The organism is Paenibacillus sp. FSL M8-0142, assembly GCF_038597315.1.
In the GTDB taxonomy this organism is placed as follows: Bacteria; Bacillota; Bacilli; order Paenibacillales; family Paenibacillaceae; genus Paenibacillus_AQ; species Paenibacillus_AQ lactis.
Genome location: NZ_CP152008.1, coordinates 3,654,639 through 3,681,322 on the forward strand (window position 1 = coordinate 3,654,639; position 26,684 = coordinate 3,681,322).

The 26,684-nt window shown below is 49.1% G+C and carries 21 protein-coding genes; 6 read left to right on the forward strand and 15 right to left on the reverse strand.

Annotated elements, in window-relative coordinates:
- Positions 1-128 precede the first annotated feature (128 nt).
- The 4 genes from NSQ46_RS16855 (at position 129) to NSQ46_RS16870 (ending at position 3,046) form a co-directional block, all read left to right on the forward strand.
- Positions 129-365 (forward strand): hypothetical protein, encoded by a 237-nt coding sequence (locus NSQ46_RS16855; RefSeq protein ID WP_251535119.1) that lies wholly within the window; start codon positions 129-131, stop codon positions 363-365.
- Between the two features lie 10 nt (positions 366-375).
- Positions 376-1,410: a DJ-1/PfpI family protein gene (locus tag NSQ46_RS16860; RefSeq protein WP_251535121.1), complete on the forward strand. Its 1,035-nt coding sequence runs from the start codon at positions 376-378 to the stop codon at positions 1,408-1,410.
- 51 nt (positions 1,411-1,461) lie between these two features.
- Positions 1,462-2,109, forward strand: a complete 648-nt coding sequence (locus tag NSQ46_RS16865) for a DUF2306 domain-containing protein (RefSeq protein ID WP_342574090.1) — start codon at positions 1,462-1,464, stop codon at positions 2,107-2,109.
- Between the two features lie 142 nt (positions 2,110-2,251).
- Positions 2,252-3,046, forward strand: coding sequence for a DJ-1/PfpI family protein (locus NSQ46_RS16870; RefSeq protein ID WP_342574091.1), 795 nt, complete (start codon positions 2,252-2,254; stop codon positions 3,044-3,046).
- 107 nt (positions 3,047-3,153) lie between these two features.
- Here the strand turns inward: NSQ46_RS16870 and NSQ46_RS16875 are convergent, their stop codons facing one another.
- The 10 genes from NSQ46_RS16875 to NSQ46_RS16920 all read right to left on the reverse strand — a co-directional run bounded on the left by NSQ46_RS16875 (position 3,154) and on the right by NSQ46_RS16920 (position 17,239).
- Positions 3,154-3,798 carry an SDR family oxidoreductase gene (locus NSQ46_RS16875; protein ID WP_007131801.1) on the reverse strand — a complete coding sequence of 215 codons (645 nt, stop codon included), beginning with the start codon at positions 3,796-3,798 and terminating at the stop codon, positions 3,154-3,156.
- A 261-nt stretch (positions 3,799-4,059) separates the two neighbouring features.
- Complete coding sequence (locus tag NSQ46_RS16880) at positions 4,060-4,668, reverse strand: flavin reductase family protein (protein ID WP_007131800.1); 609 nt, start codon at positions 4,666-4,668, stop codon at positions 4,060-4,062.
- Positions 4,668-5,621: a ring-cleaving dioxygenase gene (locus NSQ46_RS16885; protein ID WP_007131799.1), complete on the reverse strand. Its 954-nt coding sequence runs from the start codon at positions 5,619-5,621 to the stop codon at positions 4,668-4,670. The genes NSQ46_RS16880 and NSQ46_RS16885 overlap by 1 nt, the downstream gene beginning before the upstream one ends.
- A gap of 269 nt (positions 5,622-5,890) precedes the next feature.
- Entirely contained in the window at positions 5,891-6,838 is a 948-nt protein-coding gene (locus NSQ46_RS16890; RefSeq protein WP_232239409.1) for a DUF1835 domain-containing protein, read from the reverse strand.
- Positions 6,839-6,991: 153 nt separating this feature from the next.
- Entirely contained in the window at positions 6,992-8,164 is a 1,173-nt protein-coding gene (gene nagA, locus NSQ46_RS16895; RefSeq protein WP_341341838.1) for an N-acetylglucosamine-6-phosphate deacetylase, read from the reverse strand.
- 149 nt (positions 8,165-8,313) lie between these two features.
- On the reverse strand, positions 8,314-8,697 hold the full coding sequence (locus tag NSQ46_RS16900) for a hypothetical protein (protein ID WP_028406657.1): 384 nt from the start codon (positions 8,695-8,697) through the stop codon (positions 8,314-8,316).
- Between the two features lie 247 nt (positions 8,698-8,944).
- On the reverse strand, positions 8,945-9,934 hold the full coding sequence (locus NSQ46_RS16905; RefSeq protein ID WP_028406659.1) for a helveticin J family class III bacteriocin: 990 nt from the start codon (positions 9,932-9,934) through the stop codon (positions 8,945-8,947).
- Between the two features lie 372 nt (positions 9,935-10,306).
- Positions 10,307-12,631: a M60 family metallopeptidase gene (locus tag NSQ46_RS16910; RefSeq protein WP_244152768.1), complete on the reverse strand. Its 2,325-nt coding sequence runs from the start codon at positions 12,629-12,631 to the stop codon at positions 10,307-10,309.
- A 659-nt stretch (positions 12,632-13,290) separates the two neighbouring features.
- On the reverse strand, positions 13,291-16,485 hold the full coding sequence (locus tag NSQ46_RS16915; RefSeq protein ID WP_007131793.1) for an FtsX-like permease family protein: 3,195 nt from the start codon (positions 16,483-16,485) through the stop codon (positions 13,291-13,293).
- Positions 16,472-17,239: an ABC transporter ATP-binding protein gene (locus NSQ46_RS16920; protein ID WP_007131792.1), complete on the reverse strand. Its 768-nt coding sequence runs from the start codon at positions 17,237-17,239 to the stop codon at positions 16,472-16,474. The genes NSQ46_RS16915 and NSQ46_RS16920 overlap by 14 nt, the downstream gene beginning before the upstream one ends.
- A gap of 196 nt (positions 17,240-17,435) precedes the next feature.
- Here NSQ46_RS16920 and NSQ46_RS16925 point away from each other — a divergent pair, with 196 nt between their 5' ends.
- Both NSQ46_RS16925 and NSQ46_RS16930 read left to right on the forward strand, forming a co-directional pair.
- Entirely contained in the window at positions 17,436-18,107 is a 672-nt protein-coding gene (locus NSQ46_RS16925) for a response regulator transcription factor (protein WP_040739981.1), read from the forward strand.
- Positions 18,104-19,132, forward strand: a complete 1,029-nt coding sequence (locus tag NSQ46_RS16930; RefSeq protein WP_007131790.1) for a sensor histidine kinase — start codon at positions 18,104-18,106, stop codon at positions 19,130-19,132. The genes NSQ46_RS16925 and NSQ46_RS16930 overlap by 4 nt, the downstream gene beginning before the upstream one ends.
- Before the next feature lie 90 nt (positions 19,133-19,222).
- Here NSQ46_RS16930 and NSQ46_RS16935 read toward each other — a convergent pair whose 3' ends face one another.
- The 5 genes from NSQ46_RS16935 to NSQ46_RS16955 all read right to left on the reverse strand — a co-directional run bounded on the left by NSQ46_RS16935 (position 19,223) and on the right by NSQ46_RS16955 (position 26,605).
- Positions 19,223-19,660 (reverse strand): MarR family transcriptional regulator, encoded by a 438-nt coding sequence (locus NSQ46_RS16935; protein ID WP_007133286.1) that lies wholly within the window; start codon positions 19,658-19,660, stop codon positions 19,223-19,225.
- A gap of 249 nt (positions 19,661-19,909) precedes the next feature.
- A complete protein-coding gene (locus tag NSQ46_RS16940; protein ID WP_007128307.1) occupies positions 19,910-21,877 on the reverse strand; it encodes a DUF2207 domain-containing protein in 1,968 nt (655 codons plus the stop codon).
- A gap of 225 nt (positions 21,878-22,102) precedes the next feature.
- Positions 22,103-22,741, reverse strand: a complete 639-nt coding sequence (locus tag NSQ46_RS16945) for a spore coat protein (RefSeq protein ID WP_007128308.1) — start codon at positions 22,739-22,741, stop codon at positions 22,103-22,105.
- A gap of 283 nt (positions 22,742-23,024) precedes the next feature.
- Positions 23,025-24,200 carry a glycoside hydrolase family 88 protein gene (locus NSQ46_RS16950; protein WP_028404594.1) on the reverse strand — a complete coding sequence of 392 codons (1,176 nt, stop codon included), beginning with the start codon at positions 24,198-24,200 and terminating at the stop codon, positions 23,025-23,027.
- A 32-nt stretch (positions 24,201-24,232) separates the two neighbouring features.
- A complete protein-coding gene (locus NSQ46_RS16955) occupies positions 24,233-26,605 on the reverse strand; it encodes a helix-turn-helix domain-containing protein (protein WP_007128310.1) in 2,373 nt (790 codons plus the stop codon).
- Positions 26,606-26,684: the final 79 nt, after the last annotated feature.

The following is a 26,684-nucleotide window of genomic DNA, read 5'->3' on the forward strand; positions in this document are numbered from 1 at the left end:
GGTATTTTGTGATGATTTGTTTATACTTTTGTGACTGTTTCGCCACTTCGTTCGAGATATTCCTTTGTTATGATTCTCCTTGCAGCACATCACGCATTCCAGCCATGCAAAAAAGGAGGTTCATGCCTATGGGCGTCGAAAACGGCACGTTTTCTTTTTTTCCCTTTGGAGCTTTATTTTGTCTCACGCTCTTTTGTTTCGCAGCCGTTCGATTCTATGCGATTTCCCGTCGCCAAAAACCTTCCGATCTAAACGATCGTGATATTGCTTTCATTCTGAAAAGACGGATGGCTAAAGGTGAGATCGATGAGAAGGAATATTACAGGCTGAAGGATCTTTTGGGAATAGAAAAACAAGGAGGATGAGAAATCACTTATGCTGCATGTTCAAATCGTGTTATTTGATGGCTTTGACCTTCTGGATGCCATTGCGCCATATGAGGTTTTCTGTGCAGCAGCCCTGTATGCTGAAGACGCGATAAACGTCGAATTGGTCACAGCCGAAGGGCCGCGTTCCGTCCCCAGCGGCATCAACGGGCTGACGATTGAGGCGAGCGCCACGCTCGACCCGAATCGCTCGGGGATCATCGTCGTTCCCGGTGCCTCCGGAAGCGTTGAAGGAGATGGCCCGGATACGGTTCCTGCTATTCTTGGCCGGGCGATGAATACAGATTTAACGGAGATGATTCGCCAGGCACTTGGCAACAAAGACATCGTTGTCGCCACGGTTTGCGGCGGTTCACTCGTGCTGGCCATGGGCGGGCTCTTGGAAGGCAGACCGGCGGTAACGAATCATCTGGGCATGGATTTACTCGCTGCAACCGGGGCTGTTCCGATCTCCGCTCGCGTGGTGGATGACGGCAATCTGGTTACCGGCGGCGGCGTGACTTCCGGGCTTGACGTTGCGCTATACCTGCTGGAACGCGAGCTCGGACCGCGGATGGCCCACGCGGTAGAGCAGCTGTTCGAATTTGAACGGAGGGGAACCGTTTGGAAGGAATCCGGCGTGGGACCTCGCAATGGAAATAAACCGAAGGTCGGCGAACCGAGCTTCGACGCAGACCAAACGTCTATCCCCTACAACAAGCCGGATACCGATGCGGTACAGACCTCTGCCTTTGACGGCGATTGGGATGCGACCATTGCCACGCCCGTCGGAAAGCTCCAGGTCAAGCTCTCCATTTCTGCGAGTGAGGATCGGATCCGAGGCACGGCTACCCAAGGTGAGGAAACGGTCGAATTTTTGAATCCTGTGCTTCGAGACGGTCAGCTTGCCTGGTCGCTTCAAATTACGAAGCCGATGCGGTTGAATTTAAAATTCGAAGTTTCCGTCGATGGTGACCAAATGTTTGGCGTCGCCAAGGCGGGAATCCTGCCGGCATCCAAATTATCAGGAAGACGGGTTACATAGCCCGGTATGCGTATGGGTAACGAATATGGAGCCTCGGGGGTTGCGGTTGATATGAAGAAACGGAACACATTATACGGATTGTTGGCTAGTGCCAGCGTTCTATTTATTCTCTACGCCTTGGTGAAAAACTATATGATCGATCCTGAAGCGACGTTCTTCTTAAGCCATAAAACCGGGCTGAAGCGCGAGTTGAATCTGCCGGTCTGGCTGAACGTGATGTATGTGCATGTTGCTTTTGCATGTATTGCGATGGCGTCGGGGCTGGTGAACTTTTCAAAATGGATATTCGAGAAAAAGCGCCGATTCCACCGCATTAACGGTTATGTCTACATCGTATCCGTGCTTGTGGTCGTGTTGACCTCCGGTTACATGGCGCCCTACGCCACCGGCGGAAAAATAAGCAGTATGGGGTTCAATGCTTTGAATATCCTATGGCTGATTATTACGATTACCGCTCTCGTCCAAATCCGAAGGAAGCGGATCATCCGCCACCGGAATTGGATGATCCGGAGCTACGCCTTTTGTTTCACAAATCTGTTGATTCATCTTATAACTTCCCTCTTTCATCAGGGGTTCGGGCTCGTTTATGCCACGAGCTACACCATCGGTGTTTACGGCTCTATCGCGCTGCTGCTCGTGATTCCCAGCATCTTCATCCGAACCATCGGTCAATCGAAGGATGTTTCGTTCACCTCCTAAACGAGGTATCGCTTTCCCCTCCATTTCACTGTGGATACTGGGTTGGGTACCCCTTCATTTTAGAAATCATTCAAATACTCAATGGCTGGCGGATCTCATTTACGCTGACGCCTTGGGCAAAACGAAAGGATGCAGGTTTATAATGAAAAAAATCTTTGGTTTACTCATGTCGTTTACCCTGCTGCTATCGCTTGTCGTCCCAACTGCAAGTGCAAATCCTGCAGAAAATCAAGATCAAGCAGCGGACAAAAATATCCATGTTCAAATCGTATTATTCGACGGTTTCGATTTGCTTGACGTTACCGGGCCTTATGAAGTGTTTGCTGCCGCAGAAATGTATACCGGCGGAAAAGTTACGGTGGAATTGGTATCTGCCGAAGGCAAGCGAGTGGTCCCGAGCGGATTGAGTGGTCCCTCCCTTGAAGCGCAGGCTGCATTAGACCCAAAACGTTCGGGAATTATTGTGGTTCCTGGGGCTTCGGGTAAGCCTGCAGGACATTCGGATGATTCGATCCCCAATATTCTTAAGCAAGCCAAGGATACCGGCTTGACCCGTTTGATGAAACAAGCATTAAACAATAAGGAAGTGACGGTCGCAACGGTCTGTGGCGGTTCTCTGCTGCTTGCCATGGATGGTTTGCTGAAAGACCGGTATGCCGTCACCAATTCAATCGGCATGCCCGCGCTCGCAACTCTTGGTGCGAAAACGGTCGAGGCAAGAGTCGTTGAAGATGGGCCTCGCTTGGTGAGCGGTGGAGGAGTGACTTCCGGGCTAGACGTCGCCCTGTATTTAGTTGAACGAGAATTAGGGCCGCAAATCGCGAATGCGATTGAAAGATTATTCGAGTACGAACGGAGAGGAACGGTGTGGAAAGCGGAAGGTACGACGCCGATGAATTTTGGATCGAATGCCGGCGATGCTCCGGAGAAGAAATAAAACACGGCATTGCCTTCAAACGTCATTGAATCACGCAGGCACGGCAATCGTGCTTGCATGATTCATGCTTTGGGCTGAGGCTTACGCTTAAAAAGCACTTCGTTCCCCTATAAGGAACGAAGTGCTTCTTCAATTGGCGTGTCTCCACTAACCATGTCGAATGCCTTGCCGATGGTATGAGGATTTTCCAATGAAGCGACAATCGTAGATGCAACATCCTCCCGCGGAATGCTGCCGCGATCCAAATCAACCGCTACGGCGACCTTCCCGGTACCCCCTTCGTTCGTCAGCCGGCCTGGACGGATAATCGTATAATCCAGTCCGCTTTGCGTTAACCAAACATCCGCGTAATGTTTGGCCGCGCTGTAGTATGGTGCGCTCTCCATCCATTTTTCACGATGATGAACACCGATGGCGCTGACCATCACGAAACGACGTACGCCGGCTAGCTTGGCGGCTTCCATGGATTTAATGGCTCCGTCCAAATCGATCATCATGGTTTTATCCGCGCCCGTATGACCGCCGGATCCTGCGGTAAATACAATCGCATCAGCCTCTTTCGCCGCACGGGCGATATCCTCTATGCTTCCTTCAAGATCGACAAGGATCGTCCGGGCACCCTGTTCTTCGAACTTCGTTCGCTGCTCTTCCTTCCGCACCATCGCAATGGCGTGATGTGCCTTCGATGACTGAAGCTTACTGAAAACATGCTGGCCGATTTGGCCATTCGCTCCGATGATTAGTACCTTCATGGTTTTCGATCCTTCCTTTCTTTGCTTATGGTCCTTTATTAACCGCTTGAGTCTCGCATGAATGATATGTAGTGTTTACTTATAAGATACACTTAAACCTCGCGTGAAGCGAATACGTTACTCTCGTTCGATTATAAGGATGAAGTTAGCCTCTATAAAAACAAGAATGCATGGAGTCCCTAGACTCCATGCATTCTTTTTATACACCTTTGCAATTTCTCGAAGTGAGTGCCTCTTTCACTTCTTTATAGCGCCTCTTGTTTACTCCGGGCGCTCAATGGCAAAGATTTCTCCGATTTTGGCATAATGGTGGCCAGCCAGCCTGCTAACCGCCCTCAGACCAACGGGATCGATTCTTCCATTTTCATAAATATGATCCTGAATATGAAACTGCACGACCCTTCCGATGATAAAATCGCATCCGTTCTCACCACTCCCGTCGAACGCCAACGCTTGCTCCAACCTGCATTCCATGCGGATCTTGGCCTCCATGATCCCCGGAACGGTAATCTTAACGCTGTCAACGGGTGAAAATCCGGCCAATTGGACTTCACTCTGATCGGGAGGAAGCTTGGCGGTTGTTAAATTAACCTGATGTACATTGTCTTCATCCACAATATGAACGACAAACTCGCCTAGCGTCTTTATATTCCGGGCAGTGTCTTTCTCCATCCCTCCGGAACGCTGGATGGACAGCGAGATGAGCGGCGGGTCCGAAGATACGATATTGAAATAACTGAAAGGAGCGCCGTTTAATACGCCATCGTTCGAGAGCGTCGTAACCAATGCGATCGGTCTCGGGATAATGCTGCCGATCAGCAGCTTATAGTTTTCCCTTTCGGTCTGATTCGATGGATCGATGGACAGCATCAAGACTCGCCTCCCGCACTGGATTCCAGCTCTCTCACTTCGAACGGAAGCAATACTTTTTCGATTTCAGATCGGTGAGGCTCGTATTGCGACGGCAGCTTCAATTCTTTCCCCATCGATTCATGCGATTCGTCGTGCGCAAATCCAGGAGGATCCGTGGCGATTTCAAAGAGAATGCTCCCATGCTCTCTGAAATAAATCGCATTAAAGTAGTTACGGTCTTGCACCGGAGTTACCTGATAGCCCTGGTCCGCAATATATTGCTGCCACCGGAGCTGTTCCTCATCATCTTTAGCCCGCCATGCAATATGGTGAACCGTACCGACACCCAGCTGGCCGTAGCCAGCTCGTGAAAGTCTCAGATCAATCGTATTCCCAATATCCGCGGAGGAACGATACCGAGCAAGCTCTCCTTCTTGGCCGACATATTCCAGTCCCATGACGTGTTCCAACAGTTCGGCGGTTCTTTCCGGTCTCATAGAAAATAAGGTTGCCCCTCCAAAACCTTTAATCGCTACATCGGAAGTAACTCCGCCAAAATTCCAGGTATTGAGCTCACCTTCTTCTCGCTCCACGAGCTCGAGATGAAGGCCATGGGGATCATCAAACTGCAAATAAGTTTCTCCAAAGCGTTCACTCATCGCAAATGAAACATCATATTTCCGAAGGCGGTTCTGCCAGAATGACATCGCCCCCTTCGGAATCGCATAGGACGTGACCCCCACCTGTCCGCTGCCGATTTTGCCCTTGTAGGCGTCCGGCCATGGAAAGAATGTAATGATTGTGCCGGGTTTGCCGCCTTCGTTGCCGAAATAAAAATGGTACGTGCCCGGATCATCGAAATTGACAGTTTGTTTTACTAAGCGGAGCCCTAATACACCGGCATAAAAATCAACATTCTCTTGCGGATGCCCTACAATTGCAGTAATGTGATGGATTCCTGTTGTTTTCATTATTTATCGCTCCTCTGTTTGGTTGAGTGCCGGCAACGAAATTTGGCGAACCGGCTTTGTTAATGGATTATGGCTTCGCTTCAAACCAATTGGGTTGCAGGTCGCAATTCATTTGTCTTTATTTTAAGATATTTGTATTTGAGATTATTTTACGCACTTATCTGTATCCTGTCAATACACTTCGTGTTTTATTTATTGACATGGCTGCTGTGACCTGTTCGTTGATCACTCAACTAAGAAAGCAGCCTATGGGGCTGCTCCTTCACATTTCATGTATTCGAAAGACGTAATGAATATTGATGCGGGAACCCCGGTATTCCCTTGAACGTCAGGACACCATCGCTGGTTAACCTTAAGATTCTGTAAGTAATAAAAGAAATACTGATTCGCTGCCGTGAAACTTCAAGAACTCTGGCCATGACTTCACCTGCATGCACATAATCACCGGCTCCATGCATCCCTTGCAGATCGGTGACCGACTGGATAATCAGCGGATCCAGCTTGTCCTCCTCGCAGCCTCTTAGCTCTCCCGCCTCCCATAAACGAAGCCAATGGTTCTGTCCCGCCAACTCGATCCATTCGCCCTCATACCGCTTCCTGGTTTCCGAGTCCAGCGGGAAGCCCTCAGCATAGTCCCGAACGATTTCAACATAATTATCCCGGTCGATCAATGCCTGCGCATAAGGAGTTCCTCCTCCCTTCTGGTGAAAACCCAATTCTTGGGAAACCTTCGTCACATTAACGATACGTATCGGCTGTTTCCTGTCTTTCAACAGGTAGAGGGCGAATCGGAGCCCCGTTTGATCATGGGCATTATCGGCACACCAGATCACAACGGTTTTATGCTCGGGGATGGCCTTTAACTCCTTCATCAATTGCGCAATTTGGTGATCCCGGTTAATCGAGTCGAAGAAATAGTCATCCTGGACATGATTCATGAGCCAGCTTTGCCTGCGTTGCTGCCCTTCCGACGTGTCCAATTCCGCAATCGGGCCGACCGAAAACCAGTTATTAAATGCCAGTACTCGACTTTGTTGATGTTTACCAACCTTACTAAGGGCTACTTTCAATGAACCTGCATCCGATAGACTGAACACCACATGGACATGCGTCTGCAGCCTCTCGATTTCCATATGCTGCTCGTACGCAGCATTGATATGCTTGCCAAGCAGCCCGTATAACCGATCTGACGTCTTTTGATCATACGGCTCCTTCACTGCCGTATCATCCTGTTTCACAGAATGCAGCAAATTTCGGAGTATGGCTAGGTGTTCTCTTTTATGCAACGCCTTTAATTTTTCATCGAGCTTATCGATGGGAATCCCTCCTTTGTCAGTCACAACAAGTGTGAGCTTTCCTCAGCTGTTTTTCTATCGATGATTGCCGTCACTTTCCCTTTTAAAAATCATCTTCCCGCCAATCATCGTCCATTCGACTTCAAACTGGTCATCCAGCAATACCAGATCGGCATCCGCTCCTTCGGCGATGCGTCCTTTGTTGGTCAGCCCGAGCACATCCGCCGGCGTGGTGCTTGCCATCCTAACCGCATCTTGAAGCGGGATCCCCAATGTTACCGTATTTTTCAAAGCTTCGTTCATCGTAACGGTGCTTGAAGCCAATGTCCCATCCATTAATTGTGCAATCCCGTTTCGGACCGTTACCTGATGTCCGCCAAACACATACTCTCCATCCCCGAGCCCCATGGCCTGAAGCGCATCCGTAACGAGCACGATACCCTCTGGCCCTTTCACACGATGCATGAGCCGGACGATGGCAGGATGAAGATGCACATTGTCTACAATGGCCTGCAAGCTTACCTTCTGCTCCTCCATCGCGGCAACGATAAGTCCCGGATCGCGGTGATGAATCGGCCGCATTCCATTAAAGCAATGCGTAATATGGCTGGCCCCGAGACGGAATGCCTCTTTGGCTTCCTCATACGTTGCATCCGAGTGGGCAATCGCAATAACGATACCTTTTTTATGTAAGAAAGAAACCAACTCCATACCCCCGGGCAGCTCGGGAGCAATCGTAACCATCTTCAGTAAGGAATCGGCTCGCTCGATGATGAGTCCCATTTCTGACAAATCCGGATGCCGCAGATGCGCTTCGTTCTGCATTCCTTTTCGCTTCACGTTTAAATAGGGGCCCTCCGCATGGATACCGGCAATCATCGCTCCCTCTTCGTGCCCCGCAACCTGCTTCACCTTGTCGATCATGCGAAGAAGCGTTTCCAAATCAGATGTTACGGATGTCGCCAGGAACGAGGTGCAGCCGGTGGCCGCAGAGGTTTTGGAAACTTCTTGAATGCTTCTTGTCGTTCCGTCCATCATGTCATAGCCGTTCGCTCCGTGAATATGAACATCGATCATGCCGGGAATGAGCAGCTTTCCCTCCCCATCAATGATAATCGTCTCTCCCGTGATTTCCGGGGCTTCCCTCTTGATGGCAGTAATGCGCCCTTTATCGATAAGCACTGATCCATTCTCGATGACTTGCTTATCGGTTGCTATTCGAGCATTAATAATTTGTACCGCTTCCATGTCAAACCCTCCCCTGCTATTAGCTCAGCATCCGTCTAACCAAGAAGATACATAGCTTATATTGTTGAAAATTCGAGCGATAGGCGCGCCGAATCCCATTCTTTATCGTGATTCACTCTCCGCACTTACGCAGCAAAAGTTCTCCGCTTTCACTTCGGCTCATTCGGCTCGTCCAGACCCTCGAGTTCCGGCAGTCCAGCTTCGCGCCGCTTCTCAATAATGTAACGGACATACCATTCCGGATTCTCCGTGTTCTTCCGTACCGATGCGATCGTTCGCAGCCACACCTCGTTCCAGCTCTGCCCGTTGGACTTGATGTGCCCTCTTTTCTCCATCTCAATACTTCCGTCATAGGCAAGCGCGGCAGATTCACGCATCGCAGGTGTGTCCAGCAAGATGATGTTTCCATGCTCGTCACGCCTGCTCTGGATGCCCATATTCCCATCAAATTTGGATGCGATCCAACCCACCACCAGCACCAGGACCATGAACAAGACGACGACTCCAATAAGGACCCACAACCAAATACTCATCCCATTCCCCCCACCACGACCGGAACCATTTGTTCCCTACTACACCATTTTATACGCACTTCTGTTGTAAAAGGTATCCTCCCAACTAAAAAGACAAGAAAAAACTCCCGGAACGATATCCGGGAGTTTAAGCTGAGCGCCAGCAGCAGCGTATCATGAACTTCCTGCTGCGCCTGATCCGCATCTCCGTTCAGATGCCGGTTAACTTGCTCCATGCCTCTTTTTCGGAATAGCTGTATATCGGTTATTAAAATATGCTATCAGGAACGTAATAAATTTTCTGGGTATCCTTCTTATTTACCGGATCTGTAACGATCGTGAAATACACATTGCCGTTCTTGGTCTGGACGCCCTCGATTTCGCGGTTGCCCACATTTGTAATCTTCACCAGCGATTTATACGCCCCCGTGTTCGACATCATGGCAATTTGCGGCGTTTCCCCCTCCGCTCCGCCTGAGGTATAGATTTCGGTGCTGCCGAGCATGTCCACCCCTTGGAATGACCCGTTCGGTCTAATAATGGCACTGCCTGATTGGGTGAAGCTGGTCACGCAGGCGCTTACCGCTGCCGCGCTGTCCATTCGCACCATTTCATTGCTGTCAAGGAGCTTGTTCAATGCTACCGTGTCATAAATGGCCCAAGTCACAGTGCCTTCCTTCGTCTGTACGCGGAAGACCGTATGCGTGCTGTTTCCGCCGCCATCCACCCGGTAAGTATCACCTAATCTTGCACCCGTCTTATTGGCGTAGTTCATGTAGGTAAACCGGCGAAGATCCGTATAATCGACGGTTGTGCCTGGCGAATATTGAACTCTTGCTACCTGGAGCGACCAGTAATAGTCCGTGGATGGATCAGCTTTAGAGCTGAAATAAAAATAGTTCTCGCCATTGTACGTATACATATCCAGCGTCTGGCAATGGCCGGTATTGGTAATGGTCATTTTATCAACGAACGTAGCGTTATTTCCATCGATCAGCAATCTTGAAAGATAGCAATTTCCTCCCGACCGCTGCGTTACATAAATATATTTAGATGCGATGTAAGCTTTCTGCACCACCACATTGTGCTGCAGTCCTTTGAGATTGTAAGCGAGCGTTGCGGAGGCGTTCACGGTCTTCTCGGGGGTTGCCGCAAATGCAGGCAAAGCAGACATACTGAATATAAAAATGGCAAGCAGTGCAGAAGTGAGTGTCATTAACCGCCGTTTCAAATGGTTCCACGTTTGATTTCGTAGCATACGGATTACCTCCATCGTTATAATCTTATCCATGCACATGTCCCTACGACCGTGGTGCCTTTAATACACAAAACAACCGAAGTGCGCAATCTTCCTCCTTCCCTAATCGATAGGCAAGTGATGCCACCATTCAACCCCGACGCGATGGTCACCTCCTTTTTTAAAAGGAATGTTTGCAAGTTATTCTTCTATAATTTAACAAATATATGGGATTTTATCAAAGCTTTCATAGGAAGGCACGATATTTTCTATTTGGTCGATTCTCCCCATTTTTTTAGTAACTTCTATACCGTAAAAATCTAAAAAGCCGCGAACTTCGCGGCTTCAGACCTAACCTATGGATGAAACATCATGATGTTCAAAATTAGCGCACTATTCCCTGAGGAGCCACATTTCTTGCTGCGGTTGCGGCAGCTGCAATGCCTTTATTTTATCTTTCCCTTGATCGGTTAAACCGATCGCCCATTGGCTAAAAAACTGTGTCAGATCCTCGCCAGCTTCCCTCGAGGCAACCAATGCAAACGTGTCGACAGTATTCTGAATATCACTTTGCGGCATTTCTCTGTAAGCTTCGAAAATCCGGGTATAGAGGTCCCAGCCGTAAGAAAGCTGCAACTGCTTGAACATTACGAGTCTTTCGTAGTTTCCGATACTCCCGTATTTTTTGTCTGGATCGTCACTGCTTGCGAATGATATCGCCCGGTCGTAATAGTCCTGGCCATCGCTGCCGACCTTAAGCAATTCGGAAGGATTTCCGTATCTCTCCTGTGTATACAGGGAGAAAATATTTACGGTAACCTCACCAACATCGCCCCAAGTCCATGTCCGTTGCTGGTATTCATGCCCCAGCTCATGCCAGAACCCCCAGGCACTCGATCGGAGATAGTCAATATCAAGCAAATTGGGAGCATAGCTGAACGGAAGCATAATCGGATAACCCGCATGCATTGCACCTGAGGAAATTTGAACATCTGCCACGTATCGGCGGTTCATCTTATGAGCGGTGTGCGGCATAGCCCTCTCCGAGTGTAGTCCGACCAATTCATCATAGCTATCGTATATTTCATCCCAAGTCTGCATCAGCTCTTCAGGATTCGATACGTCACGGATCAGCTCAGAAGGAACGGTTAGCACGATTCTTTTACCCTGAAGTTCAGCAAACGGAACGCTAGGTGGCAGATTCCGTATCGCTTCCCATTGCTCCGCCGTCGTTTCTCCAAGCACGAAGCGGGGGGCTTCAACCGCACCGCTAATGCTGACTTTAACTTTTACACCTGGTTTAGACTTCAGTGGAATAAGATATATCAACCCACCATATGGACTGTTCACCTGATTTCTTCCGGGTGCCAGCTTTTGATGATTCACCACAAGAGGAGCACGTTCCCATTTGCTTGCCCCCCTCAGGTCGTCATCATGTGAACCGATTTGTACCGTCAAATGCTCGGCGCCTTCCGGCACTTCCAATGTTACGGCTTTTCCAGGAGGTGCATAAAGTCCTGTGCTAACCCAATTTTTCGAAGGGAGAGCATGTGTGTACATCATGTTGGGAAAGTCAAAATCCACCTCAACCTCCCGGTTATTCACTACGAACGCATCATCAGCGACTTTACCTGGAAATTGATCCGCATACGGTGATTTTTTATTGGATGGGTTCAACGTAAAATGGCTGAACTCGAATACGCGAAGTGCGTTCGTGTACGGAGCTTGAAATTTAGAGATTGGGAAAGTGGCCGAAGGCAATTTACTCGCCTCTAAGCTGGCCCAATCAAATAATTGTGATTCAGTCGATAATGTCTCGAGTGTTTCACTTAGAATCGTATACAGTAGCTCCCGCTTTTTGCTTTCAGTTGTTCCGGCTGGACCAATGTCGATGTCGTCATAAGTGATCGTTCCTGCTTCAACTGCTCTTCCTTGCTGAAAGCGGTTCATGAAGTGATGATTCAATGATTGTTCTGGGGTCAGCTTGGATTCATTGCCATTTGAGTCGGTGCCGCGGTTCATCAAAGTCAGGCCTGCACGGTTCATTAATTTTTGAATGGCGAAATCCCGACTCAGTCGTCCCCCTCGCAGATTGCCGACCTGCAGGACAATATGCTCAGGCGTATCGCGCGTAATTCCTTCAAGTACGCTGTTGTTTTCAGATACGATCACGCTGCCACCAAGACGTATATACTTATCCAGTGCTTCTAGATCGGAATCCTTCACCGAGCTGTCTACGTAAGCAACCGCATATTTTTGCGGGTTCAGATTCGCTGATTCCCAGCTGTCGCTTTTCACGAGCTCGATAGGAAGATCAGGAGATACCGTAAATGAATGAGAAGTAGTGATCAAGCTGATTTTCTTACCCGTTCCCCGTAAAGCATCCGCGTAGCGTCCCGTTATATCGTTGCCGCGGCCAGAATTCGTATGCGACTCGTCCGTTAGCCATAATAAAATATTTCGTGCTAGCGTGCTGCTAGTTTCATCTGCTTGCTCGGAAAGGTTAAAATATCGATCGCTCCCAGCCAGTAGAACTCGCCCTTTGCCATATCGTGATGCCGCGATTGCCGGGATGTTACCCGGAACGCTCACATTGAACGCATTGCCGCCAATTGCAGCTACCCCTCCGCCTGCAAAGTATGGAATCGCCGCCAAGTCCTTATATAACAGACTGAAGTCTTTGCGAATATCGTCTATTGAGGGCAAATCCGTCGTCAATGAAGTCGGACCACCCGAATGAAGGTGTTCCATAGTGACTCCAGACGGAGACCCGGTTACGTTAGATGAAGCCTCAGGACTTTCAGCATTTAGGGTTAACGGTGATATGGAGCTTATTACTAATGCAGAGCTGATAAGGGCTGCGATCTTCAAATTCCACTTTTTTGACAAATGATATCTTCCTTTTCAATTTTCAGGTTAATTTCCGATCATTTTGCTTGAGCTGGTAAATTTCGTGCGACCCAGTTCGGACTTGTACGTTATTCTACTTCCTTTCAGCTAAAGATATAAAATTTCGATTAAAGGTAACTTCGGATTAAATAATAAATATTCAACTCCTTCCCCTATGATTAGTTTGAAAAGGCGATCGATTACTTTGTCCAACTCCTTTTAGCTTGTAGCTGTGTCATTTCGCCCATCCTAAATATAGAACAACTTACGGGAATTGACCCACTGCCGATATTTAAGACCGGACTGTATTTTTTTCGGACAGACTTGTTTATTCTTGTTTAGTCTACAAATGAAAGGCGTATCGGCCATTGCTTCCAAGCGTTATTCGCAGCGCCTGAAGCCCCGCTCTGATATGAGCGAGGCATGGATGGAATACGGCTGGTTAAGTGGCTAAAGGTCCATCATTTCTTCGCTTTCATGACCAACCGCTAGTTGATTACATTAACCTCTGTGTAAGGCGAGTCTGTAGTCGCGAGCAGAGGCTGCGGAATGCCCTTTAAATGATAATCGAAGAACGCTGCCACATATTCCCGTTGAGCGTCAAGCGATTGCTCAGAGTCAGCGGTTCCAATGCTTTGCTGGACCGCAAGCCTGGAAAGGCTTACCTTGCTTGCAAGCTGAGGCAACAGGGACTGATAATCGGTAAAGGTAAAGTGGGCCCCGTTCGGTATGGTCACATCCATTTTCCAACCGCTTGTATGGTTCCAGAACATAGCCCGGTCCTCCGCCGTCAAATGCGAGTCCACATCTCCCTCGTCGTTGAAACCGGAGTTCAACAGCATAAATGGACGATCCAGGCCGTGCTGGGCAACGGGCAGCGGGTGATTGGGCATATGCCCCATCGTACCGTCCATATCGATCCCCGCATCGATTCGCTCGTCCTCATACATCGTTTGCGCAGCCGTCGCTCCCCCGGCAGAGTGCCCATAAATGCCTACCTTGGAAAGATTAAGACTGGCGGCCAAACCTTGAGGCAGCAACTTCTTACCTGCATCCGGATTGCTGCCTGCCCTCATTTCGATCAATTGATCCAGTACAAATCGCACATCATCAACACGGACATCGATCATCTTAAGCACCGTTTCAGCACTGAAAGCCGGCAGCGCCTCCGTTACGACCCGACCGTCGGCAAATTCGACGACTGATGCTTCATGGGTATGATCCAACGTAATGACGACATATCCTCGGCTAGCCATTTCCTGCACCAGGATCGTGCCAAAGCTTCGCGGGATGGAGCCGCCCGGGGAGAAGATGATCACCGGCCAACCTCCCTCATTATCGGCCGCAGGCGCCTCCAGCCATGCGTGGGTATCGATATCGGCCAGATTGACCGTGCCAGGGGTAAGACCGATGGATGGAAGTTCCGCTTGGTCATAATGTTTTGCTGCACCTTCCCGCATATACATGGCCTTTTGTCCGCTTTCTTCCTCGGCAGGGTACCAGATGCTGATCATAAGCTCCCTCGGTCCTTCGTTAACCCAAGGGTCCATTCTGTCCTTATCCATTAAGTGTAGCTCTGTCACGCCGACCGGATATTTCCCCATAGGTGCAGGAATGTGGAGCTGGACGCTTGGCCCCTTTGCGATTTCTTCTTCCTGCGGGACCAGGGCCAGCCATACGAAGATCCCGACAAGTATGATGGCTACTGACATGATCACCAGCACCGAAAGACGGACCCAACGCGGGGTTTCCCCGATGAGAATTTTGCTGACAGAACCTACGGTCAGCACAAAGTAGACCATATAGATCATCATAAACACGCTAATACAGACCAGGACGGGCTCCAGAAGACTGATGCCGCCCAATCCGCCGAACAGCCTCCTTAGCCAGCTGAATACGACAATATAATGTACCACCCCAACGAGCAGCGGCAGCATAAAGATCATAGCGTTCTGCTTAAAGATCGAACCGCTAATCTCGTTATTGCTCACACCGATTCTCCTCAGAACATCGTAGCGGGCCTGATCTCCCGCCGCTTCGGTCAACTGCTTGAAATAAAGGACGCTCCCCGTTGCCAAGAGGAATACAAGTCCCAAAAAGCCAAGGATAAATACATTTAGCGCAGCGCTCTCGATTCCAACGCGATATTCGGCATAATACGACGTCATCTTTGATTCCGGCGTGGCCATGGAGGCAAGCGCATTAGAAGTAGCCCTCGTTGTTTTCTGCCCCTCTACCGTGTAGCCGATATAGTCTACAGAAGGACTCTGCCGCTCGATGGCGCGGTAGGTTTCATCAGCGACCACGACCATTATATCCGGATAGCTCCAGTTCACGATACGTTCGATCGTCATATCGGTAAATGCCAGAGTCAACGGTCGTGAGGGCAGCTCCAAGGTGATCGTCTCTCCGTCATAATCCGACCACTCATGCTCCGTGTACATCGGGCGAATCGCAATCGCCCGGCCGGGCTCCGTCACATCCAGTCGGGGAATGCTGAGCGCTTCCGCAGCCCGGTTATATCCGCTCACGGAGGTGACTTTGATGGGCCGATCGTTAGATGCCATTTGTTTCTTCGATATAATCTCATCGCTCGAAGAATGTCCGTTCAGATGAATAACAGGAATCGTAACCTGCTCGGCCACAGGATGCGCCATATCGCTTCGGATCAGATGGTCGACTTGCTTGTTAAAAGCTTCCTCCTGGCTAACAAACATATAGCTGAAGGGAGCGATCAAACGCGTGGAATGCTCGTAGGTATGGTAAGTACTCAAGCCAAAGCTGAATGCGCACAACGCCAAAGCCGACAAGATGGATATGATGCCGAACGTGCGGGCGTTCCCCTTCATGCGATAGACGAGATTCGACGTAACTACCAAGTTCAACCCCTTATAGTAATAACGTTTACGGCGCTTCGCCAATCGCAGGACAAAAATAATAAGCGATGAAAACAAGAGTCCCGTCCCCGCTATGATCCCGACCGACATCACCCCAAGATTGGTCAGGATCTGCTCATTATTCGCAAACTCGCGAAGTCCGAACCCATAACTGATCGACAGGATGAGGATAGCAGCAAACGCCGAAAGGATGGAAGCCCGCGGTTCCCGCTCCCCTTCCTGTTCCGCACGAAACAGCTCGATCAGCCGGAATCGGTAGATCAGCCTATACGCCTGCACAGAAGTGATCAGAATAATCATCATGAACACGATGATCGTACTGATGACAGCCGGAAAGGAGATCGACATCCCTATATCCACGCTGATGCCGAGCAGCCGGGCCAGGATCATGGTGAAGAGCTTTGACAGAAGAGATCCGGCACCGATTGCCAATGCGAGAACGATTAAACCGATCAGAAGATTTTCATAGAATAGCAAACGGCCGATCGTTCGTTTGGGCAATCCCAGCAGGGCATACAGCCCTACTTCCTTCTTCCGTTTTCTGGAGAAGAATTGGTTGGAATACAGGATAAACACCGACACGAACAAGATTAACACGATCGAAGCAATGAAGAACGTGGACTTCATGCTGCTGGACGACTCGATCGCGTTCATGATTTCCGTACTGTACTGCAGGGAAGCGAAAATATAAAAAATGACGACACTTATAAACATGGAGATGAAATAAACAAAATAATGGCGGAAATTGCCCCGTATGTTTTTCTTAGCCAGATCAAACAGCGTCATTGGCATCTCCTCCCAGCACGTTCAGCACATCCAATATCTTTTTGAACATTTCCTTTCTGGACATGCTTCCCTTGACCAGTTCTGCAAAAATGCCGCCGTCTTTAATAAACATCACGCGGCTGCAATAGCTTGCTGCGTAAGCATCATGCGTGACCATCAGGATCGTGACGAATTCCTGCTCGTTCAGATCCTTCATCGCCTCGAGCAAGTCGGCAGCAGCGCGGGAATCCAAAGCACCCGTCGGTTCATCCGCCAAAATCAGTCTCGGATCGGTCACGATTGCACGGGAAGCAGCCGTTCTCTGCTTTTGCCCGCCGGAGATTTGATACGGGTATTTGTCCATAATATGGCCGATGCCAAAGCGCTCCCCGATCGCTGCCACCCGGCGTTCCGTTTCATCGACGCCCATCCTTGCAAGGGCGAGCGGAAGCACAATATTTTCCTTGACGGTCAGCGTATCTAAGAGATGATAGTCTTGAAAAATAAAGCCCAGCTTCGTTCGGCGAAACTCCGATAATTGTGCTTCATTCATCTGCAGCACGTTCTCCCCGTCGATCACGATGTCTCCAGAGGTCGGCTCGTCGATCGTGGATACGATATTGAGCAGTGTCGTTTTCCCGGAGCCGGATGGCCCCATTATCCCGACAAATTCTCCTTCCTGAACAGTCATATCAATGCCGTACAGCACCGGGATCACATTTCCTTTGACGCCGTACGACTTTTGTAATTGCTGTATTTTAACGAGCTCTTTCATCTGTTCTCCACCTCCAGGTAGTCATTCCCTGGTATCATAACACCGTTTTTAACGAGCAGCCTTACTCCTGACTTACGAAATTCTTGAGCAGGCTTACATTTTTGTAACCTTGTCCAAAGCGATGATGTTTGCTTTCCCTATCAAAGGTATAATGAGATGAAATGACATGAACCGCGCCGGATCGGAGGGATTATATGTGAAGATCATGATCGTGGAAGACGATGCAACGATCAGTGAAATGCTCGGGGAAACCTTGCAGAAATGGGGATTCGAGTCTGTGCTTTGTAACGATTTGGATCGGGTCCAGGAACGTTATGTGGCAGAACAGCCTCATCTGATGCTCTTAGACATCAACCTGCCTGTGTATGACGGTTTCTATTGGTGCAGCCGGATTAGGGAAGTCTCCAACGTGCCGATTATCTTCCTTTCCTCCCGCAATACGCCAATGGATATGGTGATGGCGATCAATATGGGCGGAGACGACTATATACAGAAGCCGTTCTATGATGAAGTACTGATCTCCAAAATCAAAGCGCTGCTGCGCAGAACCTACTCGTATATCGATCCTTTCCCGAATGTAATCGAACATGAAGGCGTGATCCTGAACCTTCATGATGGGAGGCTGTTATCCGGAGAGCAATCAGTGGAGCTGACGAAGAACGAGTTCCGAATCCTGAATCTGTTGATGCAGAGTAAAGGTAGCATCGTCAGCAGAGAAACCATCATGCGCCGTTTGTGGGAGGATGAAAGCTTTGTGGATGACAACACCTTGACGGTTAATATGACGCGAATCCGAAAAAAATTGGATGATCTGGGAAAAAGCCGGTTTATCACAACGATCAAGGGTGAAGGGTATATGATCAAATGAGTTTTCTGCGATATTTAGAAGATAAACGTTATGTGATATTATTGGCCGTCGCGCAGATGCTGTTTGCAACCTTAATGATGTTTGTTAGTGCATCCGGAAAATATGATGCCGGAGATATTTTTTACACGCTGCTCGGGTGCTTAATCTTAACCGCCACCTATCTGATCGTTGGATATGCTCGGCGCTATGCACATTATCAAGCACTGGATGAATTGACCGGAAACGACGATGACGATATTGTCGCTGCTGTACCAAAGCCGATCAGTCATGAGCAACAGCTCTACACAGCGTTGGCAAGAAAGCTCCATCAAGCGAAGCTGGACACTATTCGAAAGTACCATGGGGAACGGAAGGACTATCATGACTTTATCATGTCTTGGATTCACGAGGTAAAGCTTCCCATCACGGCTGCCCATCTGCTGATGAGAAACAGTGCCGGCAAATCGGCTGAGGAGCTCGTGAATAAGCTGGAGGATGAAGTGAACAAAATCGATCACTATGTTGAACAAGCGCTCTATTATTCTCGGATCGATTCATTTTCGAGGGATTATTTGATTGCCGAGGTTTCACTGAACCAGATCATGCGAGCCTGTGTCCGCAAGTACGCCAAGCTGTTCGTTGCCAAACGGCTCCGGTTCACCATGTGGGAAGAAGAACACACGGTTCACAGTGACGCCAAGTGGCTTGGATTCATCCTCGACCAAATCATCACCAACGCCTTGAAATATACAAACCAAGGAGGTGCCGTTACCTGTTCCATCGAGGATAATCCGAGCGAGAAGCGGCTTTTGATCCGGGATACCGGCATCGGCATCCTTCCGGAAGATCTCGGAAGAATTTTTGATAAAGGTTTCACCGGATCAACCGGTAGAAATGACGCAAAATCAACGGGATTGGGATTGTACCTGGCCAGCCAGATGGCCATCAAACTGGGACACCGGTTGTCTGCGCGATCCGAACCAGGCCAATATACAGAGCTTGCCATCATCTTCCCTAAATCGCGAAGCATTCATGAAATGATGTAATGTTACTTGGTTACAATAATGAAGGCATCGTCATAAACCTTTAAAGCCGCCAAGGCCTCCTGAAAGAGACAGGCGGCGTTTTTTTTAACTCTACTTTTTACCCTCCAATTGATTGCTTATCTGGAATAGCTGTTCTGTTAATTCGATTCCGGTTTGTTCTCCGATGATATTGGAGTACCGATCATAGAGGTTAAGCCAAGCTTTCTCGATATCCGGCTGCAGCTCTTTCCCCTTCTCCGTGGAGTAAATCAAGGACATTCTGCCCTTTTGTTCAGCGTACACCAGGCCTTTAGCCTGCAGCTTCTCGATAAAACGGGTCACCGTTGAAGGTGTTATATGCAAAACCTCTCCAAGCTCCTTCTGAGAAATGCCTTGCTTCTCATTCACGGCAATCATCAGGAACGCGTAGGTCGGAGACAAGCCAGTTATGCGAAATTCATCCTCGGCTAGTTTGGTCATGGAGCGGGCCAACTGATTGGCCGTGAAGTATAGACATCCCTTGAGTAAGTGGTCATGAAAGTGTTCCATCTTATACACTCCTTTTTAGTTGTGCATACAAATTATCATTCCACATGACTAGGTGTCAAGCCTTTCCACGACCGAAAACGCGCGAGATTGTCCTCTAATCGAAATTTAGATACGAAGAAGACAATAAAAAAAGCCCCCCTGACCAATGTTAGATCAAACGAGGGGCTCCTAAATTGCCAAGATTGATGAATATTGCTGCTTACGAATAAAAGGAAAATACGCTAAAAAGTTCTCGCTTCAGCCTGCAGTTTAATCGCCGCCATCTCCTCCATCGCTGCCGCTGTCGCTGCTGTCTCCGAAAAATCCGCCACCGCTGTCCCCATCCCCACCGTCTCCGCCGCTGCTGCTCCATGAAGACGAGTTGCCAGCCAACCCTTTCCATGACCGTTGAAAGGCAAAATCAAGCGCAACATGCGAAGCCGGATCAAATAGCGGAGAAGCGTGAGATCGGACATAATCCGGTTGCTTCTTTCGAATACGTGTCAAAAACCTCCGTCCTACGCCGAGCAGAAGCGCCGCTTCCATCATCCGTTCGAGATGAATAGGCTCGCGATCTTCGCTCCTGCCGCCTCTAGCCAGCATTCTGCGATATCGTTTCACCGTGCTCCGGCAGGCTTCCGATCTGCGATCTAATACGACTCCGGGCATAAGTCCGACCATTAGAATCGATAGAAGAACAAAGTCCAAGTATGTATCAACGACCGGGTCGTACATGATTTGAGCACCCATGAAGAAGCAGACGATCAAGAAGGCTATGATATATTTTTTCTGACGCCAACGAATGGAAGCCAGGGCGGCTCCGCCTCCCAAAATAAGAATCATTACGCCGATCCATCCCCATGATATAACGTCTGCGATATACAGGTAGGTCAGCAATGTAACATGCACGAGAGCAAGCACGGCGAAGATTATTTTTCTCGGCCTATATACTCCGTACTTTATCGTTTGGCGATTCTCTTGTTCCACGATCTCCCGCCAACGATTGAACCCTGTCTCCAGGCCTTTCAAGCGATTCTTGTAGATGTGCATCGAGCTTTTCTGATGACGTTCTGATTTCGTGGGCCCGGATATGCTGTCCAGTTTCAGAAATTCCGTCCCACGGAACAGCCAGCTCAGAAGATACCGCTCCGATTTCGTCAAGCCGGAACGATTCCCCGCGAATCTGAACTGCGGGCCCTCCTTCGGGGCGCTGTCATCTTGCTGAAACCGCGTTCCCAAATGCTCCATGGAAATATCGAGCATGCCCTTGCGTCGCAGAGCAAACACACTGGCGAGCACATTTTCGCGCCGAAGCTTACCTTTCCTGAAGAGGTAGACCAGACTGCTCGGATTCATATGTTCAATCTCTTCCATGGTTATTCGCCGTCCGTCCCACCATGCTGCGAGCCTGCGAATGGATAGTGCATAAAACACGACACCTGCTATTGCGGCATAAGTCAACCAGCGGCTTACATAAACACCGGCTTCAAGCAGACGATCCCGCTCCACGAATCGGCGTTGAAGCGCCGACTCTTGCTCCAGCCGTTCCGATAGTAGGGAAGAAGACGACGTCGTTTCCAACTCGGGAAGCGCCTCTAATGGAACAAACACCTTCATCCGCACATGATCCCCCTTCGGCAGAAGCTTGTTTTCGTATCGGGATACTCGTTCGGAAGTCTCCGTAACAGCCCCACCGGAGCGGTCGTAAGCATAGACGATAACCGGTTCTTGCACAGGCTGCCTTATACGCAGCGTAACCGATACGTTCTGATGCTCCTTGTCGTTATCCTTAAGCAATGACCAATCCAGCTCTCCGCGATCGTCATATTTCACTGCCTCCTTATCAAGCCTGTAGCGATAGTATACCTGCCTGGATTCATCCTTTGCCTGTACATCGATGAAGTAGGAACCCCTTCTCCATCTTAAGGTGACCGGATACCGCTCTAAACTTTGATAGCCGAAATTGCCTAGTTCCCGATCGACGGGTGGAACATATGCCTCGAAGAACTCGATATTCGCATCCCCGAAATTGTCCATAAATCGCGATATCGAATCATACTCACCGCTGACAGTATAGGTAAAAAGCTCCTCCACGTACAAGTCACCGTCCGGCAGCAGATCGGCCACGATGTTAACCTGATTGACCGTCAATTTGTCGGTGCCGCCGCAGCCTACGAGAAGAACAACCAGAAGAACCACCGTTGTCAACAACATCACAGATTTCGAGCCTTTACTCATTAAGCCATCCTCCTGTTTCCTTAAAGGACAATCATGGCATACTCCTTTCGAAGGTATAGACAGATTCATTTCATGTTAATGAAAGATTTGCGATCTGGCAAGCATTTTCGATGGCTCCCAGTAACTTCCCGCGATTGCTGTGAAAGGAGTCTAAACGAGCCGGCAATGGTAAAAGTTGTCGTAAAAAAAGCGCCCTATCCCATTCGAGATAAGGCGCTTGGATCATTAGTGAGGCATTATATTGCCAGGTGTTTGCGGCTGAACCATAGCAGGAGCGTAGCTATTTTGCATTTGCGTCATATCCTGCCGCGGAAGCTGCGGTACCTGATAGTAGCCATGCTTGTTCTGATACAGGGAAATTTCATAAGCCATTTCAATACAGTTTGGCAGCGAATCTGCAAGCACCCGGCGCACGACTGGATTGGTGGATTCCAGGGCGGCATTTGTTTTTACGGTAGCACCGGCTTTAACCGCATTCAGCATGCATTGGGAAATGAACTCATCGTTTATTTCTGCTGTCGACTGCATTGGTTTCTTCGGCTGGGATGGCTTCATCCCGTAAGTAAAGTCATTCCCCTGCTTCATTTTATAGCTTTGGGTTGGTTTGGATGGGTCTTGCCCTGATTTAAAGCACTCCAAGGTGATGTTGTATTCATCAGCCATAAATTGCTTCTGGCGCTGCATAATATCCCGAAGCTCCGGATCTTGTACGTGCCCGCTCAGCATCGTATAAGTATCAATCGTATTGATGGCCCCTGCCAACACTTCGTGGACGTCGAACATTTCGTGCCCGCCATGGTTCAATTGCGGAGGAACCATACCGGTTTCAATATTTTGGTGATTTTGCGGCTGTTGGAATTGCATGCATATAACCTCCTCATATTTTAGCCTTATTTCCAATGCATCAACTTTGATAGCCGGATTATGGCTTGGGAATGGCTCCTTATCTGCAGTTCAAATATGGAGTCCAAGGTTTATTGTTATAAGAATCGACTTAAGTTATTCAGAGAAAATGCAGCGTGAGCCAAGCGAAGTCAACATGAAGTAATTGATGATTGGATTTGATTGTGCCTGCAACAAAAAAGACGACCGCCAAATGGCGGTCATTAGCAATTTGTTCGTACTTCTCGGCATCTCGTTCTTTCCTTTACCAGTACATATCCCAATCTTTTAAAACCCTCACCAGCGCTTCAAAATAGAAATAATCTCCCCATATGCAGCATTCGTCGATTCCGTTCCCGAGCGGCTTTCCATACACCGCATGCTGGAGAATGCCGTTGGATTCAGGGAGCGAAGCCGTCGTATATCGATCGGATAAAGATTCCAGGATACGAAGTGCTGCGTTCTCGTACATTCGGCGCTCCGGATGCGAGAGCGGCAAGTGCTTAGCCAGTTCCAGCATTCCGCATACCGAAATGGCGGCCGCCGAGCTGTCCCTCTCTTCTTCCGGGCCTTCGGTGAATATCAAATCCCAATAACATACATAATCCTCAGGCAGCCGATTCAAAAAGTATTTCGTGACCCGCTCAGCATGATGCAGCAGCGCTTCTTCCCTTGTATATGCATAACTGAGCGGCAAACCATAAATGGCCCAGGCCTGACCGCGCGACCAGCATGAATGATCCGCGTACCCTTGGGACGTTTGCCCAAATCTTGGCTCTCCGCTCTCGACATCCATATAATACGTATGGTACGTTGAGGAATCCTCACGAATCAAATATGCAGCGGATTGCCGGGCATGGCTTATGGCAGTACGACGATATTTCGGTTTACCGGTTTCTTCAGTCGCCCAATAGAGCAAAGGCAAATTCATGCAGCAGTCGATGATCATCCTGCCGCGCTGAGACGGTTGGTCCAGCTTCCCCCAAGCCTGAATGATGCCTGCTTTCTCGAAAAACCGCTCCATCAATAGGTCTGCGGCGGCCAAGGCAACCTGTCTTGCATCTTCGTTCCCGGTCAATTTGTATGCAGCCACGCAGGACAAGGAATACAAAAAACCCAGATCATGCGTCTCCGTTGCGATGCGCTGCTCCACACGCTCCTTGTAGCTGTGGAGTTGATGCTCCGCGGTCGAGCGGTACTTCGCATCACCTGTAACTTCATATGCCAACCACAGCATCCCGGTCCAGAATGACGAGGTCCATTCCGTGTTGCCGATTGGCTCGTAGATATGATTACGGCTTGCAGGGGACGGAAAACGGTCCGAAAATGTGTCCAAATTTTCATCGATCTTATGCAGCACGAATTCAATGGCGGCTTCGGTCCTTTGACGCGTCCAAGTCGTGGTCTCGCCGTATTTTAATGGTTCCTGGATCGCTTCCATGTCTAATTGGCCACTCCTCTTCACGTTCAAGTTTAATGCCCGCTTGCACTCACCCGATATTTGCCGGGTGTTACCCCCTCCAATTTCTTGAATGCCCGGATGAACACGACATCGTTTGTATAGCCGACTAGTTGGGCCAGCTGCGCATTGGTCAGTTCCGATTGCTCCATCAAAGTCTTCGCTTTCTCAATCCTCGCGCGGGTAATATAGTCGGTGATATTGCATTGATTCATCTTCTTAAAGAAACTCGAGATATATTGCGGCGTCATGCCGAAATGGTCGGCAATCATGCCAAGTCCTAAATTATAGTCAGTTAAATTCCGGTCGATGAATACCATCAAATCCTGCTGCAGCTGGATGCTGTGATCGCTGTGCTCCGTATGAAAGAGACGGGACAGCTTTTCATACAACCGCTTGGTCTCGGTATGCATTTCATCGCTTGTGGAACAACCGAATATGTGTTTTACGGGATCAAAGCTCGGGCCTAGAAGGCTTTCATGATCCGTGTTGGTCAAATTCAGTATTTTCAGAAATGTGCTGATAATGTTGAAGAACAAGCATCTTCCCAGCTCAGGGGTCATTCCCGATGAATTAAAATTCATCGAATAAATATTATCCAGCAGCTTAGCGACGTTTTCCGTATCTCCGCTTCTCACATGGTTGACAAGCTGCGTCTCGAATTCGATCGGATAGTAATAATGATGCTTAATGTCCCGTACATGCCCGAAGTGAATGATTGAATTTCTACCGCTGAACATCCGGTAATCCAGGGCTGCCATTGCTTCCAGATAAGCGCTGCCGATGGTTCCGTTTCCTGTGTGTACGCTGCTGACGGCGATCGTCACGGAAATATGAAAACGGTCCTCCAAGACCCGAAGCAATCGTTCTGCGATCTCATGAAGGAAGAGTCCTGTTTCCACCTCTTCAACCGGATGGAAATTGATCAGGATCGCTACCCGATCGCGTTCCAGATCGACAGCGAATCCCTGATGTCCCGAATTTGCAATATCCGTGCCGATATTCGAGATGATAAACCGAATTTGCGTCCAGTCTTGCTCGGATGGCTCTGGCGACAGCCTTGTAATATTCACTGCTTGAACAATGATGACTGCAAACTTGTCGGACGCGAAGTGTATGCCCATCGTCGCTAATGACGGCCCCCCGTGATCGCCCGCATGTTCCGGATCAATGTATCCCCGAATGAGCCTTGACAGAAAATCGGCACGGATGACAGGCGTCTGCCTGAACAATCGCTCTCTCAGATGCCGCTGCTCAACGAGCGAGCCTTCGATCGTTTGCAAAATAAAATCATATTCGTTTGCGGCCGGTTTATCCTGAACCGGCTTTCCTTGAAGTATGGCATCAACCACCCGTTTGACGGGACTATATTGTCGGTATGCAAACCAACAAGCAATGGCCGCCCCCGCGACAAGCGATACGACTAACACCGTGAGCGCCATTCTCTTTAGCTGCGATACTCGTTCCATAACGCTGTCCATCGGCATGACGGACACATAATGCCAGCCGGCTTCCTTGGATTCCGTAAAGGTTATCATGCTGTCCGTGCCATTTAATGTAGTTTTAAACAATCCCGATGGACCAGCCAGCTTTTCCGTCACCTGTAATGACAGCTCCGAGCCAGAGGAGCTTGCGATCACGCCCTGTTCCTTGTCGAGGATATAAATCTCGCTGTCGTTCGCGGACTCGATTTGCCGGAACATCTCCTGAAGCTGCTGCCCATCGATCATGATCACAAGCGTTCCGCGGATATTGGAAACTTCATGGAACGGAAGGGACTGCGCATAAGTGATGACATCCGCCGGGTTGCCATTTGCTTGATTCGGGTCCTGCAGCAGCACATTGGAGGGCAAGAAAGCCTTGTTGTGGTAGCTGCCGAGCAACGTCCGCTTCCAAGTTTCAAATTCCATATGCTCAAACCGATAATACTTGTCGTAGAAGGTTCTTGCATCCGTCCGCATTCCCGGCTTCAGAATGACGTCTCCCGCTTGCAGATGAACATAATAGTCCTTCACGAATCCGCTTACAAAAGATTGATAGCGGTTCAAGTAATCGCGGACGAATTCTACCTGGCGATACGCCCCGGCTGGATCTTGCCTATCAAGATTCAGCAAATGAGCCAGCTTCGGGTTAAACATGATTTGTTTTGCCAAAATATCCACTTCTTTAAGCTTGCTGTCCATTGAAAGCCGCAACTGCTCCAGCATTGCCGAATTTGAACGCTCCACATTGTTTTCCATCACGTTTTCCACCCGTCCATATAGAAAAAGACCCACGGTCATAGGCAATAACAGGATGAGCATGTACGAAACGATCATGGTTTTCAAGACGCGTCCCCGGCTGCTCCTCTTTCGCTTGCCGGGAATAAAGCCGGGTATCGAGATCATGGGCATTCCTCCAAGAAAATGTATGGAAACCTATTTCTTGAATCCTTCGCCAAGCGGACTAGCAATCCCTTTAATAAGT

Coding starts and splice junctions, on each gene's coding strand:
- NSQ46_RS16855 (WP_251535119.1), top strand. CDS start 129: ATGGGCGTCGAAAACGGCACGTTTTCTTTTTTTCCCTTTGGAGCTTTA.
- NSQ46_RS16950 (WP_028404594.1), bottom strand. CDS start 24,200: ATGGAAGCGATCCAGGAACCATTAAAATACGGCGAGACCACGACTTGG.
- NSQ46_RS16955 (WP_007128310.1), bottom strand. CDS start 26,605: ATGATCTCGATACCCGGCTTTATTCCCGGCAAGCGAAAGAGGAGCAGC.
- NSQ46_RS16945 (WP_007128308.1), bottom strand. CDS start 22,741: ATGCAATTCCAACAGCCGCAAAATCACCAAAATATTGAAACCGGTATG.
- NSQ46_RS16885 (WP_007131799.1), bottom strand. CDS start 5,621: ATGAAAACAACAGGAATCCATCACATTACTGCAATTGTAGGGCATCCG.
- NSQ46_RS16880 (WP_007131800.1), bottom strand. CDS start 4,668: ATGCTGTCCATCGATCCATCGAATCAGACCGAAAGGGAAAACTATAAG.
- NSQ46_RS16875 (WP_007131801.1), bottom strand. CDS start 3,798: ATGAAGGTACTAATCATCGGAGCGAATGGCCAAATCGGCCAGCATGTT.
- NSQ46_RS16920 (WP_007131792.1), bottom strand. CDS start 17,239: ATGAAAGAGCTCGTTAAAATACAGCAATTACAAAAGTCGTACGGCGTC.
- NSQ46_RS16935 (WP_007133286.1), bottom strand. CDS start 19,660: ATGGAACACTTTCATGACCACTTACTCAAGGGATGTCTATACTTCACG.
- NSQ46_RS16870 (WP_342574091.1), top strand. CDS start 2,252: ATGAAAAAAATCTTTGGTTTACTCATGTCGTTTACCCTGCTGCTATCG.
- NSQ46_RS16865 (WP_342574090.1), top strand. CDS start 1,462: ATGAAGAAACGGAACACATTATACGGATTGTTGGCTAGTGCCAGCGTT.
- NSQ46_RS16860 (WP_251535121.1), top strand. CDS start 376: ATGCTGCATGTTCAAATCGTGTTATTTGATGGCTTTGACCTTCTGGAT.
- NSQ46_RS16915 (WP_007131793.1), bottom strand. CDS start 16,485: ATGACGCTGTTTGATCTGGCTAAGAAAAACATACGGGGCAATTTCCGC.
- NSQ46_RS16940 (WP_007128307.1), bottom strand. CDS start 21,877: ATGAGTAAAGGCTCGAAATCTGTGATGTTGTTGACAACGGTGGTTCTT.
- NSQ46_RS16900 (WP_028406657.1), bottom strand. CDS start 8,697: ATGAGTATTTGGTTGTGGGTCCTTATTGGAGTCGTCGTCTTGTTCATG.
- NSQ46_RS16930 (WP_007131790.1), top strand. CDS start 18,104: ATGAGTTTTCTGCGATATTTAGAAGATAAACGTTATGTGATATTATTG.
- NSQ46_RS16905 (WP_028406659.1), bottom strand. CDS start 9,934: ATGCTACGAAATCAAACGTGGAACCATTTGAAACGGCGGTTAATGACA.
- nagA (WP_341341838.1), bottom strand. CDS start 8,164: ATGGAAGCGGTACAAATTATTAATGCTCGAATAGCAACCGATAAGCAA.